Origin of the sequence: Acidovorax sp. ACV01, from assembly GCF_014851495.1 — a bacterium.
In the GTDB taxonomy this organism is placed as follows: Bacteria; Pseudomonadota; Gammaproteobacteria; order Burkholderiales; family Burkholderiaceae_C; genus Acidovorax; species Acidovorax radicis.
Genome location: NZ_JACUZT010000008.1, coordinates 130,405 through 144,105, shown reverse-complemented (window position 1 = coordinate 144,105; position 13,701 = coordinate 130,405). Strand labels below are relative to the sequence as shown.

Annotated in this window: 13 protein-coding genes; 6 read left to right on the top strand and 7 right to left on the bottom strand. The window is 67.5% G+C overall.

What is annotated here, in order from left to right:
• Positions 1 to 6 precede the first annotated feature (6 nt).
• Both IB243_RS21515 and IB243_RS21510 read right to left on the bottom strand, forming a co-directional pair.
• Positions 7 to 1,014, bottom strand: a complete 1,008-nt coding sequence (locus IB243_RS21515; protein WP_192429279.1) for a tripartite tricarboxylate transporter substrate binding protein — start codon at positions 1,012 to 1,014, stop codon at positions 7 to 9.
• 291 nt (positions 1,015 to 1,305) lie between these two features.
• Positions 1,306 to 2,322 carry a 1-aminocyclopropane-1-carboxylate deaminase gene (locus tag IB243_RS21510; RefSeq protein WP_056172646.1) on the bottom strand — a complete coding sequence of 339 codons (1,017 nt, stop codon included), beginning with the start codon at positions 2,320 to 2,322 and terminating at the stop codon, positions 1,306 to 1,308.
• Between the two features lie 163 nt (positions 2,323 to 2,485).
• Here IB243_RS21510 and IB243_RS21505 point away from each other — a divergent pair, with 163 nt between their 5' ends.
• The gene (locus tag IB243_RS21505; protein WP_192429277.1) at positions 2,486 to 3,001 is read left to right on the top strand and encodes an Lrp/AsnC family transcriptional regulator; all 516 of its coding nucleotides are present in this window, start codon (positions 2,486 to 2,488) and stop codon (positions 2,999 to 3,001) included.
• Between the two features lie 15 nt (positions 3,002 to 3,016).
• On the opposite strand, the gene IB243_RS21500 is transcribed toward IB243_RS21505, so the two are convergent.
• The gene (locus IB243_RS21500) at positions 3,017 to 3,931 is read right to left on the bottom strand and encodes an EamA family transporter (RefSeq protein WP_192429275.1); all 915 of its coding nucleotides are present in this window, start codon (positions 3,929 to 3,931) and stop codon (positions 3,017 to 3,019) included.
• Between the two features lie 105 nt (positions 3,932 to 4,036).
• Positions 4,037 to 5,224: a trans-acting enoyl reductase family protein gene (locus IB243_RS21495; protein ID WP_192429274.1), complete on the bottom strand. Its 1,188-nt coding sequence runs from the start codon at positions 5,222 to 5,224 to the stop codon at positions 4,037 to 4,039.
• Positions 5,225 to 5,453: 229 nt separating this feature from the next.
• Between IB243_RS21495 and IB243_RS21490 the strand changes: the two genes are divergently transcribed.
• The 5 genes from IB243_RS21490 (at position 5,454) to IB243_RS21470 (ending at position 9,965) form a co-directional block, all read left to right on the top strand.
• Positions 5,454 to 5,948: a YiaA/YiaB family inner membrane protein gene (locus IB243_RS21490; RefSeq protein WP_010466238.1), complete on the top strand. Its 495-nt coding sequence runs from the start codon at positions 5,454 to 5,456 to the stop codon at positions 5,946 to 5,948.
• A gap of 105 nt (positions 5,949 to 6,053) precedes the next feature.
• Entirely contained in the window at positions 6,054 to 6,509 is a 456-nt protein-coding gene (locus tag IB243_RS21485; protein WP_192429272.1) for a hypothetical protein, read from the top strand.
• A 55-nt stretch (positions 6,510 to 6,564) separates the two neighbouring features.
• Positions 6,565 to 7,392: a DUF2145 domain-containing protein gene (locus IB243_RS21480; RefSeq protein WP_192429408.1), complete on the top strand. Its 828-nt coding sequence runs from the start codon at positions 6,565 to 6,567 to the stop codon at positions 7,390 to 7,392.
• Between the two features lie 77 nt (positions 7,393 to 7,469).
• Positions 7,470 to 8,525 carry a zinc ribbon domain-containing protein gene (locus IB243_RS21475; RefSeq protein WP_192429270.1) on the top strand — a complete coding sequence of 352 codons (1,056 nt, stop codon included), beginning with the start codon at positions 7,470 to 7,472 and terminating at the stop codon, positions 8,523 to 8,525.
• 21 nt (positions 8,526 to 8,546) lie between these two features.
• On the top strand, positions 8,547 to 9,965 hold the full coding sequence (locus IB243_RS21470; protein WP_370540377.1) for an FAD-binding oxidoreductase: 1,419 nt from the start codon (positions 8,547 to 8,549) through the stop codon (positions 9,963 to 9,965).
• Between the two features lie 149 nt (positions 9,966 to 10,114).
• On the opposite strand, the gene IB243_RS21465 is transcribed toward IB243_RS21470, so the two are convergent.
• From IB243_RS21465 to IB243_RS21455, 3 genes are all read right to left on the bottom strand, one after another.
• Complete coding sequence (locus IB243_RS21465; RefSeq protein WP_192429265.1) at positions 10,115 to 11,524, bottom strand: GGDEF domain-containing protein; 1,410 nt, start codon at positions 11,522 to 11,524, stop codon at positions 10,115 to 10,117.
• Between the two features lie 307 nt (positions 11,525 to 11,831).
• Positions 11,832 to 12,401 (bottom strand): LuxR C-terminal-related transcriptional regulator, encoded by a 570-nt coding sequence (locus IB243_RS21460; RefSeq protein ID WP_192429257.1) that lies wholly within the window; start codon positions 12,399 to 12,401, stop codon positions 11,832 to 11,834.
• A gap of 55 nt (positions 12,402 to 12,456) precedes the next feature.
• Entirely contained in the window at positions 12,457 to 13,599 is a 1,143-nt protein-coding gene (locus IB243_RS21455) for a GGDEF domain-containing protein (RefSeq protein ID WP_225585164.1), read from the bottom strand.
• Positions 13,600 to 13,701: the final 102 nt, after the last annotated feature.

Genomic DNA, 13,701 nt, shown 5'->3' with positions numbered 1-13,701 from the left:
CAGCGCTCACTCCGCACGAATCTGCGCCCGTTGCGCAATCGCCCGCATGCGTGGCAGCTCGTCCTCGATCTGCGCCAGCACGGCATCGCCCGTGGCATAAGACGGCTCCAGCCCTGCGGCGATGAGCTTGCTGCGGATATCGGCGTCCGCCAGGGTCTCGGCCAGTGCCTTGTGCAATTTGGCCTTGGCCTCGGCGGGCAGGCCGCGCGGCGCGACCACGGCCAGCCAGGAATCGGCCGAGAACCCCGGAAAGCCACTTTCTGCCACCGTGGGCACGTCGGGCAGTTGCGTGGCCCGCGTGGCGCCCGTGACGGCAATGGCCTTGATCTTGCCCGCCTTGAGCTGTGGCAGCGCTGCCGCCACGGTGTCGATGGTGAAGGGGATCTGCCCGCCCATCAGGTCGGCCATGGCGGGGGCGCTGCCCCGGTAAGGCACGTGCATCAGCTTGATGCCTGCGGCCGACCAGGTCAGCTCGGCTGCGAAATGCCCCGTGGTGCCGTTGCCGAACGAGCCATAGGAGAACTTGTCGGGCGTGCGCTGAACGGCAGCGATCAGCTGCCGGAGGTTGTTGACCGGCACATCGCGGTGGGCCAGCAGAATCAGGGGCACGCGCGCCACCAGGCCGATGGGTTCGTAGCTCTTGACGGGGTCGTAGGGCAGCTTGGCGTTCAGCGCGGGGTTTACGGTGAAGGTGGAGCCGGAGCTGATCAGCAGCGTGTAGCCGTCCGCCGGTGCGTTGGCCACGAAGGACGCGCCCACGATGGTGCCCGCGCCCGCCTTGTTCTCGATCACCACCGCCTGGCCCAGGCGCTCGCCCAGCTTCTTGCTGATGAGCCGGCCGACGATGTCCACCGCGCCGCCGGGTGGGAAGGGCACGATGAGCTGGACGGGTTTGGCGGGGTAGCCGTCGGCGCGGGCCAGGGGAGTAAAACCCAGCGCCCCGGCGGCTGCGGCAGCGATGGTGGCAAGGGACAGGGCGACGCCGGTGCGTCGCGTCAGAGGCAAGCGGTTCATTCGGCGATCCTTCGGATGAGGGCTGGTTGTGTTCAGCCATTGCTACCTGCGGACAGGGTCCAGGATGCGCCAGTCTTCGTTTCGCTCTGGCGGCCCGCCAGGGCCTGTCGCTACCATGGAAGTTCGATCAGCCGCCATGGACCCAGGAAGGCCCGGTGCCATGGCGGAGGTACCCGGCGGCGTGCGCGGGTCCCAGGGGACGCAAAGGAGTGAAAAGGAGAGACGGGTCAGATCAACGACAGCCCGGCCAGTCGGCACAGGCGCTGCTGCTCCGTCTCCTCGCGCGGGGCATTAGCCGTTGCGAAAAAGAAAGCTGTAGGCGTTGAGCGCCGGCACCCCCCCCAGGTGCGCGTACAGAACGCGAGAGCCTTCGGGGAATTCGCCCTTGCGGACCATGTCGATCATGCCGTGCATGGACTTGCCTTCGTACACCGGGTCGGTGAGCATGCCTTCCTGGCGTGCGCACAGGCGGATGGCTTCGAGCGTGCCCTCGTTGGGCAGGCCGTATTCGGGGCCGCCGTAGCGCGTGTCCAGCACCACGTCCTCGGCCGTGATCTCCTGGCCCAGTTCCACCAGCTTGGCCGTGTTCTGTGCGATGCGCAGCACCTGGGCATGGGTCTTTTCGGGCTTGGCCGACGCGTCGATGCCGATCACCTTGCGCGCCCTGCCATCGGCGGCAAAGCCCACCACCATGCCCGCCTGCGTGCTGCCGGTCACCGAACAGACCACGATGTAGTCGAACTGGAAGCCCAGCTCTTTTTCCTGCTGGCGCACTTCCTCGGCAAAGCCCACGAAGCCCAGGCCGCCGTACGGGTGCTCGGAGCAGCCCGCGGGGATGGGGAAGGGCTTGCCGCCGGCCTTCTTCACGTCCTCCATGGCCTGCTCCCAGCTGGGGCGGATGCCGATGTCGAAGCCCGCAGCGTCCAGGCGCACGTCGGCACCCATGATGCGGCTCATCTCGATGTTGCCCACGCGGTCGTACACCGCGTCGGAGTAGTTGACCCAGTTCTCCTGCACCAGCACGCACTTCATGCCCAGATGGGCGGCCACGGCGGCCACCTGGCGCGTCTGGTTGGACTGGATGCCGCCGATGGAGACCAGCGTGTCGTAGCCGCCTGCAATCGCCTCGGGGATGAGGTATTCGAGCTTGCGCGTCTTGTTGCCGCCAAAGGCCAGGCCGCTGTTGCAGTCCTCGCGCTTGGCATACAGGTGCACCTTGCCGCCCAGGTGGGCCGACAGGCGCGGCAGCGCGGTGATGGGCGAGGGCCCGAAGGTGAGCGGGTGGCGGGCGAATTTCTGCAGGTTCATGGCGGTGTTCCGGTCGATGGAAGGGATGGGGTGCAAGGGGTGGCTTGCAGTGCCTTCATCGTAGAAAGACACGCGCATCAAGTGGTTGCGAATTTCATCGGTATTTCAGGGTTTTTCATTTCTGAATCAGAATATCGACGATGAATATTTCTTGAAAATAAAAATGTGCGCAACAAAAGTTCGTGCCAAGAATGTGCCGCAGGCCGATGTGTCGGCTGAGCTGGACCGCACTGACAAAGCCATCCTGCGCCAGTTGCAGCGTGATGCCTCGCTGTCCAACGTTGCGCTGGCCGAGAGGGTGCACCTGAGCGCACCCGCCTGCCTGCGGCGCGTGGAGCGGCTCAAGCGCCTGGGGCTCATCGACGGCGTCGTGGCACTGCTCAACCCCAAGGCCATGGGTGCTGGCATGCTGGTGATGATTGGCGTGGTGCTGGACCGCTCCACGCCCGAATCGTTTGCCGAGTTTGAAAAGGCCGCCGCCAAAATCTCGGGCTGCATGGAGTGCCATGTGGTCACTGGCGAGTTCGATTACTTCATGCTGGTGCGCACGCGTGACAACGACAGCTTTAACCGCCTGCACGCCGAGCAGCTGATCTACCTGCCCGGAGTGCGGCAGGTGCGCTCGTTCATGGTGCTGCGCAATGTGCTATCGACCACGGAGTTGCCGCTGGCGCTGTAGCGGCCGTGGAGAGGCTCACTGCGCCCCGCGCAGCCGCCCCATCACGGCCGCCCAGGCCGGGCCCCCGAACACGTTGACCACGAGGCCCGCCATCAGCAGCCCCGCACCCGCAAAGTGCACGGGCAACAGTTGCTCGCCAAACACCCACCAGCCCGTGGTCAGGCCCACCACGGGCACCAGCAGGGTGAAGGGCGCCACGCGGTTCACGGGGTAGCGCGACATGAGATACGTCCACAGCCCGAAGCCCAGCAACGTGGAGATCCACGCGATATAGGCCACGGCGGCCATGGATTTGAAGGACAGGTGCTGCACGGCTGCCAGTACAGCGGTGGGGCCGTCCAGCGCCAGCGCCAGGGCCACGAACGGCAGCGGCGCGACCACGCTGGACCAGACGATGAAGGCAAACTGGTTCATCGGCCCATACCGCCCCACGGCGCGGGTGACGATATTCCCGCAGCCCCACATCGCAGCGGCCGCCACGGTCAGCGCAAAACCCGCCAACGGCATCGATGCGCCGTGGGCACTGCCAATCAGCACCAGCCCCACGCCTGCCAGCGCCAGGCCCGCCACCTGGTTGCCCTGCCATTTCTCACGCAGCCACCAGGCCGCCAGCAGTAGCGTGAAGAACGACTGCGCCTGCAGCACCAGCGAGGCCAGGCCCGACGGCATGCCGATGTGGATGGCGGTGAACAGCAGGGCAAACTGGCCCACGGCCATGGTCATGCCATACAACAGGTACAGCCGCAACGGAACCTTGGGGGGCTTGACGAACAGCAGCGCTGGAAACGCCGCCAGCAGGTAGCGCAGCGCGCCCAGGAGCATGGGCGGCACATCCGCCACGCCGACCTTGATCACGGCAAAGTTCAAGCCCCAGACGACGATGACAAGCAGGGCGAGGGCAAGGTCGCGGGGGCGCAGGGCAGTGTTCATTCCCTGCATTTTGGAGGATTCGCTCGGTGGGTGGCCGAGCGTTTCAGGACCAGCGTGGTGCGAAAACGGACAAACCCGCAGGGAAGCTCCGGGACCCCCGGGACGTTACGCCGATTCGACCGCGAAGCTCAGCCCAGCGTTGGCCTGCAGCCGCGTTATCAGCTTGTCACCCAGCGCGGGGGCCGTGGTCCAGATGCCGCCCGGAGTCTCGGTGGCATCCTGCAGCAGGCAGACGGCGGCTTCGGTGATCATCTTGGAGGTGGAGCCATAGCCCGGGTCGCGGTCGCCCTTCACGCCCACGCGCAGGGTGTTGCCTGCCGCGTCGGTGCCGAGGAACAGCACGTCGTAGAAACCGTTCTCGCGTTCCTCGCGCGAAGGGCCTTCGCCGGGTTTGGGGCCCTTGTCGGAGCCCAGCGATTTGTCGCCAGCCACGGCATTGGCCATGGCTTCGCCCTTCTCGCCGGTGCCGGTGATGAGCATCTCGTCGTAGACGAAGTCGGCGCCGTAGGCGTGCTGCAGCAAGAAGTTGGAGCGGTGCACGTTGCGGGTGTTGATGGCCGCCATCACGAACGGTGCCACCCAGACTCCTTCACCCAGGGCTTCGTCCACCATGGGTTTGTGGCCCGAGGGCTGGCGCGGCCCGTCGAATCCGGGCGTGAGCGAGAACGGGTTCTTCAGCAAATCCAGCACGGCGGGGTTGGTGGCCGCTGCAGCCATGGTGGCCTTCAGGCTGGCAGCGGTGCCGCCCGAGAACGTGCCCTTCATCTTGCGCACCCGGCCGCGTACGCGGGGCGCGGGGTGGCCAAAGCGCTGGCCAAATTCCTTTTGCAGCAGGAAAACGCCCAGGTCGAACGGGATGGAGTCGAACCCGCACGAGAACACGATGCGCGCGCCGCTGGCCTTGGCCGTGGCTTCGTGCGCGTCGATCATCTGGCGCATCCAGGCGGGTTCGCCGCACAGGTCCACGTAGTCCACGCCGGCTGCCGCGCAGGCGGCCACGAGTTCGTTGCCGTACAGCTGGTACGGGCCCACCGTGGTCAGCACCAGGCGGGTCTGTGCCATCAGGGCCTGCAGGCTGGCCGGATCGGCGCTGTCGGTCACGATGAGCGGGGTATCTGCGGGGGCGCCGACTTCGTCGCGCACGGCGGCGAGTTTGTCGGCGCTGCGCCCGCCCATGGCCCAGCGCAGGCCGCTGCCGGCGGGGTAGCGCTGCAGCAGGTATTCGACGACCAGGCGGCCGGTGAAGCCGGTGGCGCCGTGGACGACGATGTCAAAGGGTTTGGCGGTGGTCATGGGGCGGTCTCCGTGCGGGCGTTGCAGCAGTCAAAGGCTGCGATTGTCAAAGACAAGCCGGTGCAATCCTGTCGCCCAGGTGCCCCGGTCCATGCGATGAAAGTATCGCCATTCGATACCGACGAGCCGGGCAGCCGCCACTGGCGCAACCCGTTGGCGGCGGTGGCGGGCCGGCGCGGCACTATCCGCTGCGTGTTCAACCACGGCCCTTTCAGGCCACCCCACTTGTATGTCGTCTTCTTCCACCCTCATCCAGCGTGACACCCGTGCATGGCAGCTCCAGGTGTGGGTCTCGTTCGGCATCGCCGTGTTCCTGTGCGCCGTGGGGCTGGCCTGGCTGCCGGGCGAGCAGCTGGAGCAGGCGTTCATGGTGATGGGCTATGTGTTCTGCCTCTCGGCCGCGTTCGTGCTGGCCAAGTTCGTGCGAGACAACGAGAGCGCCGCGCGCCGCGGTGCGGGCGACACGCCCATGTGGAAGCTGGTGGTCTGGGGCGGCTTCGTGGTGGCCATGGGCCTCACCGGCTGGGGCCTGTTCGGCATGGAGATCAACGTGACCTACAAGGCCTTTCTGGGTGTGAGCTGGCTGTACCTGATCACCACCGCCTTCACGCTGGCCAAGATGCTGCGCGACCGCCACGAGGCTGACCTGCTGGAAGCACGCCTGCAAGGCCGCCGCGAAGCTGCCGCAGCACATGCTGCTACGTCTGGTAACAACGCCAGCTGAGTTTCCGGCGTTCGCCATGGAGCTATGGCGGATGCTCGGAGGTTGCCCTGAAAAAAACCGGTGCTGCAGCGCTACTGCACAGCACCTCCTGTGAGGAGTGAAACCATGAAGAAATTGTCGAAGATTCTGACCCTTGCCCTGGCCGCCGGCCTGCTGTGCACCCTGGCTGCCCTGCCCGCACGGGCCCAGAGCGAGGCCTCGGCCGCGCTGTCGCTGTTGCCCATCGCGTCGGTGGTGGGCACGGCCTCGGTGGCGTCTGCCGCCGCTGGCGCGGTCGTGACGGTGCCTGCCGCCCTGTCGGTCGCCGGTGCGGTGCTGACGGTGAAGACGGTGGAGGCAGCTGCCACCGGCACGGTGTACCTGCTGGAGCGCGCATCGGACGGCGCCCGGGTCAGCGTCGAGGTGGCGGGCCGGGGCGTGGGCGCATCGGCGCACGCCGTGGGCACCGTGGTGACCTGCAGCGTGATCGGCACGGGGGTGGTGCTGTCGGTGGCGGGCGAGGCGATCGCCTTCGTGCCCAACGCCATCGGCCGTGCGCTGCTGCACAACGAGCGTCTGTAAGGGCTCCGCCATGAATATGCAGCTGATGACCGTGACGACCCCTGCGCATGCCCGCATGCGCTCTTCTTTCAACCCCGCCGTGCTCGGCCTGGCCCTGGTGGCGGGCGCGGCCTTGCTGGCTGCGCCTGCGGCCCACGCAGGCCGCTCCTGCGAGGCCGCCAAGCCCGTGCCGGCCAAGGTGATCGAGCGCGGCATGCAGCTGGCCCAGCAGACCTCGGCCGCACTGGATGCGGAGCATGCGAAGTCCGGCGCCCAGGTGGTGGTGCTCGCCCGCGCGGGGCAGGACCTCTCCAAGTACGGCCTGCGCTATTCGCACCTGGGCTGGGCGTACAAGACGCCCGAGGGGCCGTGGTGGGTGGCCCACAAGCTCAATGAATGTGGCACGGCCGTTGGACACCTGTACCGCCAGGGCCTGGGCGAATTCTTCCTGGACGACCTGTGGCGCTACGAGGCGGTGTACGCCGTGCCCACGCCCGAGGTGCAGCAGCGCCTGCTGGCCGTGCTGCAGGACACCGCCCGCACCAAGACGCTGCAGCACCCGCCCTACAGCATGGTCAGCTACGCGTGGGGCCGCAAGTACCAGCAGTCCAACCAGTGGGCGCTGGAGACCCTGGCCGTGGCCATGGAGCCCGCCACCGTGCACACGCGCGACCAGGCGCAGGCCTGGCTGCAGTTCAAGGGCTACGAGCCCACCGCCCTGAAACTGGGCCCGCTGACCCGCATGGGCGGGCGCGTGGGTTCGGCCAACATCGCATTTGACGACCACCCGAACGAGAAACGGTTTTCGGACCGCATCGAGACCGTGACCGTCGATTCGATGCTGGCCTGGCTGCAACGGGCGCAACTGGTGGCTGCACAGGTGGTGCTGGTGGTGAAGAGTTGAATAAAAATGGCTATCAGCGCTTTATGGATAAGCGCTGATAGCTATCAAATACATAGCATTTCCTGAGGGAAACGATCATGAGCAAATCGCTTCGGCTGTCCGAAAAATGGTTTCGCCGTGGCCTGTGGCTGGTGGCGCTGGTGTTCGCCAGTTTCCTCATCGGCCTGGGCGGCACCGTCGTGGGCGATTTGCCCAAGGTCGAAACCCCGCTGCGCGTGGACGATTTTCTGGACAAGCCAGCGGCCGAGAGGCTGCGCGCCCAGGTCAAGGACGCGCGCCAGGCCGAGCAGGATGCGCAGACCGCGCTGGACCAGGCCCAGCTGCAGCGCAGCAAGGCCCGCAGCGAAACGCAGGCCGCGCGCGAGACCTTCAACAACTGGCTGGCCACGCGCAACGCCACCCAGCGCGCCGACCAGGACCCCGAAGTGCTGGCGCGCACCCAGGCGCTGGATGTGCTCAAGCTCGCCGAGCGCAAGACCCAGCAGGCGGTCGAGGCGCAGCAGCAGGCTGCGCTGGACGCACGCCAGGCGGCGGCAGCCACGCAGGAGCGCCTGAACGGCATGGAAGCCGATGGCTACGTCAAGCTGGAGGCCGAGCGCCGCAAGGTGGAGCTGCGCGTGTTCCTGTACCGCCTGGCCCTCACCCTGCCGCTCTTGGCGGTCGCCGGCTGGCTGTTCGCCAAGAAGCGCAAGGGCACCTACTGGCCGTTTGTATGGGGCTTCATCTTCTTCGCGCTGTTCGCCTTCTTCGTGGAGCTGGTGCCTTACCTGCCCAGCTACGGCGGTTATGTGCGCTACGTGGTGGGCATCGGCATCACGGCGCTGGTGGGGCGCTATGCCATCCTGGCGCTCAACCGCTACCTGGAGCGCCAGAAGTTGGCCGAGGCGCTGCCCGACCAGGAGCGCCGCAAGGAGTTGAGCTACGACGTGGCCCTGGCGCGCCTGGCCAAAAGCGTGTGTCCCGGCTGCGAGCGCCCGGTGGACCTCAAGAACGAGAAGATCGACTTCTGCCCGCACTGCGGCATCGGCCTGTTCGACCACTGCGGCCAGTGCACGACCCGCAAGAGCGCTTTTGCGCGGTTCTGCCATGCCTGTGGCACCGGTGCCGGCGTGCGGCTTGCCCGGGATGACTGATCGGCGCAACGCTTGAACACCGTGAAGGGGCTGCGCCGCCGTGAACTCCTGGGTGCACTGGCCGCCGCAGGCCTGGTGGGGGCCGCGGCGCCGCTGCGGGCCCACAGCGCTCCCGGGGCGCTGATCGAGAACGTGACCCGCCTGTACCCCGTGCGGGTATCCCGGGTGGTGGTGCCTGGCAGCGTGCAGGACGTGGTGCAGGCCGTGCAGAACTGGCCCGGCGCGGTGGCCGTGGGTGGCGGGCGCTACAGCATGGGCGGGCAGGTGGGCGTGGAGGGCGGCCTGCACATCGACATGCGCTGCATGAAGGGGCTGGTGTGGCTGGACACCACCGGCCGCAAGGTGCGCGTACAGGCTGGCATGCGCTGGCGCGACCTGCAAGACCACCTCGACCCCCACGACCTGGCGGTGCGCACCATGCAGAGTTATTCGAACTTCACGGTGGGCGGGTCCGTGTCGGTGAACGTGCATGGCCGCTATGTGGGGCACGGGCCCATCGGCGCGTCCGTGCGGGCCCTGCAGATCGTGCTGGCCAGCGGAGGCGTGCGCGAGGCCAGCCGCCAGCAGCACCCCGACCTGTTCCGTGCCGCCCTGGGCGGCTATGGCGGGCTGGGCGTGATCACCGAGGTGGAGCTGGACCTGGATGCCAACACCGCCCTGGAGCGCGCCGTGGCCCACGTGGCGCTGGACGACTACCCCGGTTTCTTTGCCGCCAAGGTGGCCGCCAACCCGCAGGCCGTGATGCACAACGCCGACCTGTTGCCCCCCAGCTTTGACCGCGCCACTGCGGTGACCTGGACCCGCACCGACAAGCCCGTGACGGTGCCCGAGCGCCTGGTGCCGCGCGGCCAGCGGTATGACCTGGACAAGAGCGTGATCTGGGCCATGACGGAGCTGCCGGGCGGCCAACAGCTGCAGCACAAGGTGGTCCGCCCCGCGCTGCTGCGTGGACATCCCGTGGTGTGGCGCAACCACGAGGCCAGCCTGGATGCCGCCTCTTTGGAGCCGGCCAGCCGCGCACATTCCACCTATGTGCTGCAGGAATACTTTGTTCCCGTGGCCCGGTTCGCCGCTTTCACGCGGGGTTTGGCCCGCATCTTGCAGCAGCACGGGGCGCAGGTGCTCAATATTTCAGTGCGCCACGCGCCGCCCGACCCCGATGCCGTCATGGCCTGGGCGCGCCAGGAGGTGTTTTCGTGGGTGCTGTACTACAAGCAGGGCACCCGCCCCGAGGCCTGTGCCGAAGTGGCTCTGTGGACACGTGCGCTGATCGACCTGGCCCTGCAGCATGGCGGCACCTACTACCTGCCCTACCAGCGCCATGCCACACAGGCGCAGTTCGCGGCGGCCTACCCGCAGGCAGACCGGTTTCGTGCCACCAAGGCTGTCTGGGACCCCGAGGGGCGGATGACCAACATGCTGTGGAAGCAGTATCTGTAGCGTGCACCGGCGCTGCGGGTGGGCTGCTTTTGCGGCCCACGCCGTTTCAGCTTTTCAGGGTGCACCGTGCCGCCCGCGACACCTGAAACGGGCACGGCCTCAGGCCAGCTGGTGCAAAGCGGCTTTTTGGGGCTTACCGCTTTGGGGGCTTACCCCATCATCACCTGGTTGCGCCCTTGGGCCTTGGCCCGGTAGAGCGCGGCATCGGCGGCGAGCAGCAGCATTTCCATGTCGGAATCGCCGCCCAGGCTGGCGCTGTGCACCAGGCCGACGCTGACCGTGGCGTGGTGTTGCGGGGCACCGTCTTCGGCGCCAAAGGGCAACTGTTCCACCACCTTGCGCAGCCGTTCTGCAATCGCATGCGCCTCGGCGGGCGAGGCATCGGGCAGCACCACCGCAAACTCCTCGCCGCCCAGGCGGCCCAGCACGTCCTGGGGGCGCAGCGCACTGGCCATGGCCTGGGCGATGCCAATCAGGAGCTGGTCGCCCGCACCGTGCCCCAGCTGGTCGTTGACCTGCTTGAAATGGTCCACGTCCACCATCAGCACCGCCAACCCGGCGGATTCGCGCTGGTAGCGCGTCACCAGCCGCTCACCCTGCTGCAGGAACGCGCGCCGCGCGAGCACACCGGTCAGGTCGTCGTGGCGCACTGCGTGGTCCAGGCGGCGCAGGGCCTCGGCGCGTGCGGCACTGGCGCAGGCCACAGCCAGCGGCCCCAGCGCCAGCAGCGTGACGCCCACGCGCAGCGAGAACACGTCGCTGGCATGCGCGGGTGTGAAATTGAGCACGCCAGTGGCCACCCCGGCCATGGTCCACAGGCACACCACCAGCGACAACAGGCTGGAAATGAAGGGGCTGTAGCTGAGCGCGCACCACAGCAACCCCGGCACCACAAAGGCCAGCATGCCGGGACCGCCGATCACCGTGCGCACGCCCTCGGCCAGCAGCAGCGAGCTGACGGGGGCCAGGCGCCAGAACAGTGGCACACCCTGCAGGCCCTGCGGCGCGGGGGGCGGGGCATCTGCGCGCGGCGCAGCCAGCACCACCGGCACGATGAGCATGTAGTTCATGAGTTCGGTGCTGAACCACAGCGACAGCAGGTCGGTCCAGGGGGTGTTGAAGTAGACCGGTGCGGCGCCACAGCCCGCCAGCGCCCCCACAGCACTGGCGGCCAGCGCAGCGAGCAGCAGGTAGAGCGCCGACACGGTGCGCTGCAGGCGCCGGATGCCTTCGTCCAGCCGGCGCAGCACCAGCCAGCCCGCCGTGGCGCCCAGCAGGTTGGCCGCATTGAGCCACAGAGCCATGCCCCAGTGGCTGCCCGTCACCAGATCTGCCGCCACATAGCCCACGGCGGCCGCCACCCAGGCCGGTGGGCGCGCCAGCGTGGGGTAGCGCACCAGCAGCCCGAGCAGCAGCGCATTGGCGGGCCAGAAGGCCGACAGAAAGCCGATGGGCCGCGCAAAGATGCCCACCAGGCAGGCGGCAAAGATCAGCAGTGCCAACCCCAGCCAGGCCATGGGCGGCGAAAGGGGTCGGTGGATCACAAAAGGGCGGTACATAGGTGGGCTGCAGGGGGCGGCGGGGCGGCGCCCAGGTCCATGCCGATTGTCCCCGGGCCGGGTGTGTTGGGAACGCTGCTGCGCAACCTTCAGAAACAATTGTTGACGATCTCCGGGTGGGCCGGGGAAGGTTTTCACTCTATGGGTAGTGTGGTGTTGCACGCTATCCGGCACTTAAAACCGCGTCTTTTCGGCCAGGGCAAGGCGCAAACCACAGCGATACCCGCAGGTATCGCGCGGATTTGCGACACAGCTCTGGCCAAAAATCCATCGGTTTTGAATGTGCCGTCAAGCATGCAACGCCCCACTAGGCGCTGCCCAGCAGCAGCGCCACGAGTTCACCCGTGCTGCTGGCCCCCAGCTTGCGCATGAGCCGTGCGCGGTGGGCGTCCACCGTGCGGTGGCTGATGTTCAGGTAGCGCCCGATCTGCTTGCTGGTGGCGCCGGTGACGATGTGCTGGGCGATTTCGCGCTCGCGCAGGGTCAGCGGTGTGCTGACGGGGCGGCGGTGCGAGATGTCCTCGAACATCCATACCGCACGGGCAAACGGATCCGCCCGGTCCAGCGTACGGCCCACCACGTGGCACCAGAACAGCGATCCGTCGCGCCGCCGCATGATGCGCTCGTCGGCATAGCCCCCCGAATCCTTCATGGCCTGCAGGCCCAGGTGGCCGGTATGGGTGAACTCGTCGAACGAGGGGTACAGCGGCGCCAGCGGCTGGCCCAGCAGGTCGGCCAGTTCGTGGCCGAACATGTGGGCAAAGGCGTCGTTGCAGATCTCGATGCTGCGTTCGCGCGTCACGCACATGCCCACCGGGGCCAGGTTGAAAGCCAGCTCCAGCGCTTCGGTCGGGGTGGCAAAGGGTGGTGCGGGCATGGGGTGCGATTCTGCCGCAGGCCAATGGGGGCAGCCCTGGGGAACCAGGGCCGGTTCAGGCCGTGCGCTCGTGCGTCACCACGACACGGTTGCGGCCAGCGCGCTTGGCGTCGTACAGCGCCCGGTCGGCCGCGCCCAGCCAGTCGGCCCAGGTTCCGCCACCGGAGTTCACGCAGGCCAGTCCAATGCTGATGGTGACGGGGATGTCCTCGCCCTGCTCGGACAGCCGGATCTGTTCCACGGCGGTGCACAGCCGCTGCGCGACGGCGGCCGCATCGCTGGCCGTGGCGTCTGGCAGATAGACCAGGAATTCTTCGCCACCCATACGGGCCAGCAGGTCCGAGTCGCGCAGCTGGCTGCGAAGGGCTTGGGCCGAGGCGACGAGCACGCGGTCGCCCGCCGCGTGGCCGAAGCGGTCATTGATGCGCTTGAAATGGTCCAGGTCGAGCTGCGCGATGGCGCTGCCCGCCGGCAGTCGCGCGGGCAGCATGGACGTGGCCCAGCGGCGGTTGCCCGCGCCCGTGAGCGTGTCGGTTTGCGCCATCCGTTCCAGGCGCACTGCGGCCCGCTCGCTGGAGAGCGACGAAACCATGAGTGCGATGCCGAAGTGGCAAAACATCTGCACATAGAAGGCCCGGGCAAATCCTGCGGAACTTGCGTTGTCGGTGGCGATGTAGAACAGGCGCAGCGCAAAGATGCTGGCGCTGAGCAGAAGAAGCGCTGCCAGCAGAGGGCGGGACGGCAACGGTTCCGTGCGGTGATCACGCCATACCTCGTGGGCCGATCCGATCAGGGCCATGGCGGCAGTGATGTGAAAGGCGCCGGCGCGCAGCAGATTGTCCAGCGGAAACTGCGTGACCAGGCCCAGCACCAGCCAGCCACCGGGGACCAGGACGAGCACCGCCATCGGGATGCGCCTGCGCCCGCTCAATGCCCGCATGCCCGCCCAGAAGAGGGGGTAGCCGACCGTCCCCAGCAGCAGGCTGGTGTGGGTCCAGAGCCAGTCGGGCAGCACTAGGTATTCGCCCCGGCCCGCCAGTTCGGCCCCTATGGCAAGCAGCAGGTAGGCTACCGCCAGCGGCTTGAGCCCCTGGGGTCGGCACGAATGCCGGCTGACGTGAAAGATGCTCAGCGCACCGGCCACCAGGGCGGTCTTGTAGAGCAGGAGGACGGTGGGGAGATCAAGCTGGAGGCCCATGTCGCGGAGCAATGGCGGTTTGGTTGTGGTCCCAGGCGGCGGTGGACCGTGTCTGTATATCTTGGCCGGAATGGGGCGACAGGCGCTACCGTGAACTCCCAC

Bases quoted from the DNA above. Each gene is read 5' to 3' on its own strand.
- IB243_RS21475 (WP_192429270.1), top strand. From the start codon at position 7,470: ATGAGCAAATCGCTTCGGCTGTCCGAAAAATGGTTTCGCCGTGGCCTG.
- IB243_RS21515 (WP_192429279.1), bottom strand. From the start codon at position 1,014: ATGAACCGCTTGCCTCTGACGCGACGCACCGGCGTCGCCCTGTCCCTT.
- IB243_RS21455 (WP_225585164.1), bottom strand. From the start codon at position 13,599: ATGGGCCTCCAGCTTGATCTCCCCACCGTCCTCCTGCTCTACAAGACC.
- IB243_RS21490 (WP_010466238.1), top strand. From the start codon at position 5,454: ATGTCGTCTTCTTCCACCCTCATCCAGCGTGACACCCGTGCATGGCAG.
- IB243_RS21495 (WP_192429274.1), bottom strand. From the start codon at position 5,224: ATGACCACCGCCAAACCCTTTGACATCGTCGTCCACGGCGCCACCGGC.
- IB243_RS21465 (WP_192429265.1), bottom strand. From the start codon at position 11,524: ATGTACCGCCCTTTTGTGATCCACCGACCCCTTTCGCCGCCCATGGCC.
- IB243_RS21505 (WP_192429277.1), top strand. From the start codon at position 2,486: ATGTGCGCAACAAAAGTTCGTGCCAAGAATGTGCCGCAGGCCGATGTG.
- IB243_RS21510 (WP_056172646.1), bottom strand. From the start codon at position 2,322: ATGAACCTGCAGAAATTCGCCCGCCACCCGCTCACCTTCGGGCCCTCG.
- IB243_RS21480 (WP_192429408.1), top strand. From the start codon at position 6,565: ATGCGCTCTTCTTTCAACCCCGCCGTGCTCGGCCTGGCCCTGGTGGCG.
- IB243_RS21460 (WP_192429257.1), bottom strand. From the start codon at position 12,401: ATGCCCGCACCACCCTTTGCCACCCCGACCGAAGCGCTGGAGCTGGCT.
- IB243_RS21485 (WP_192429272.1), top strand. From the start codon at position 6,054: ATGAAGAAATTGTCGAAGATTCTGACCCTTGCCCTGGCCGCCGGCCTG.
- IB243_RS21500 (WP_192429275.1), bottom strand. From the start codon at position 3,931: ATGAACACTGCCCTGCGCCCCCGCGACCTTGCCCTCGCCCTGCTTGTC.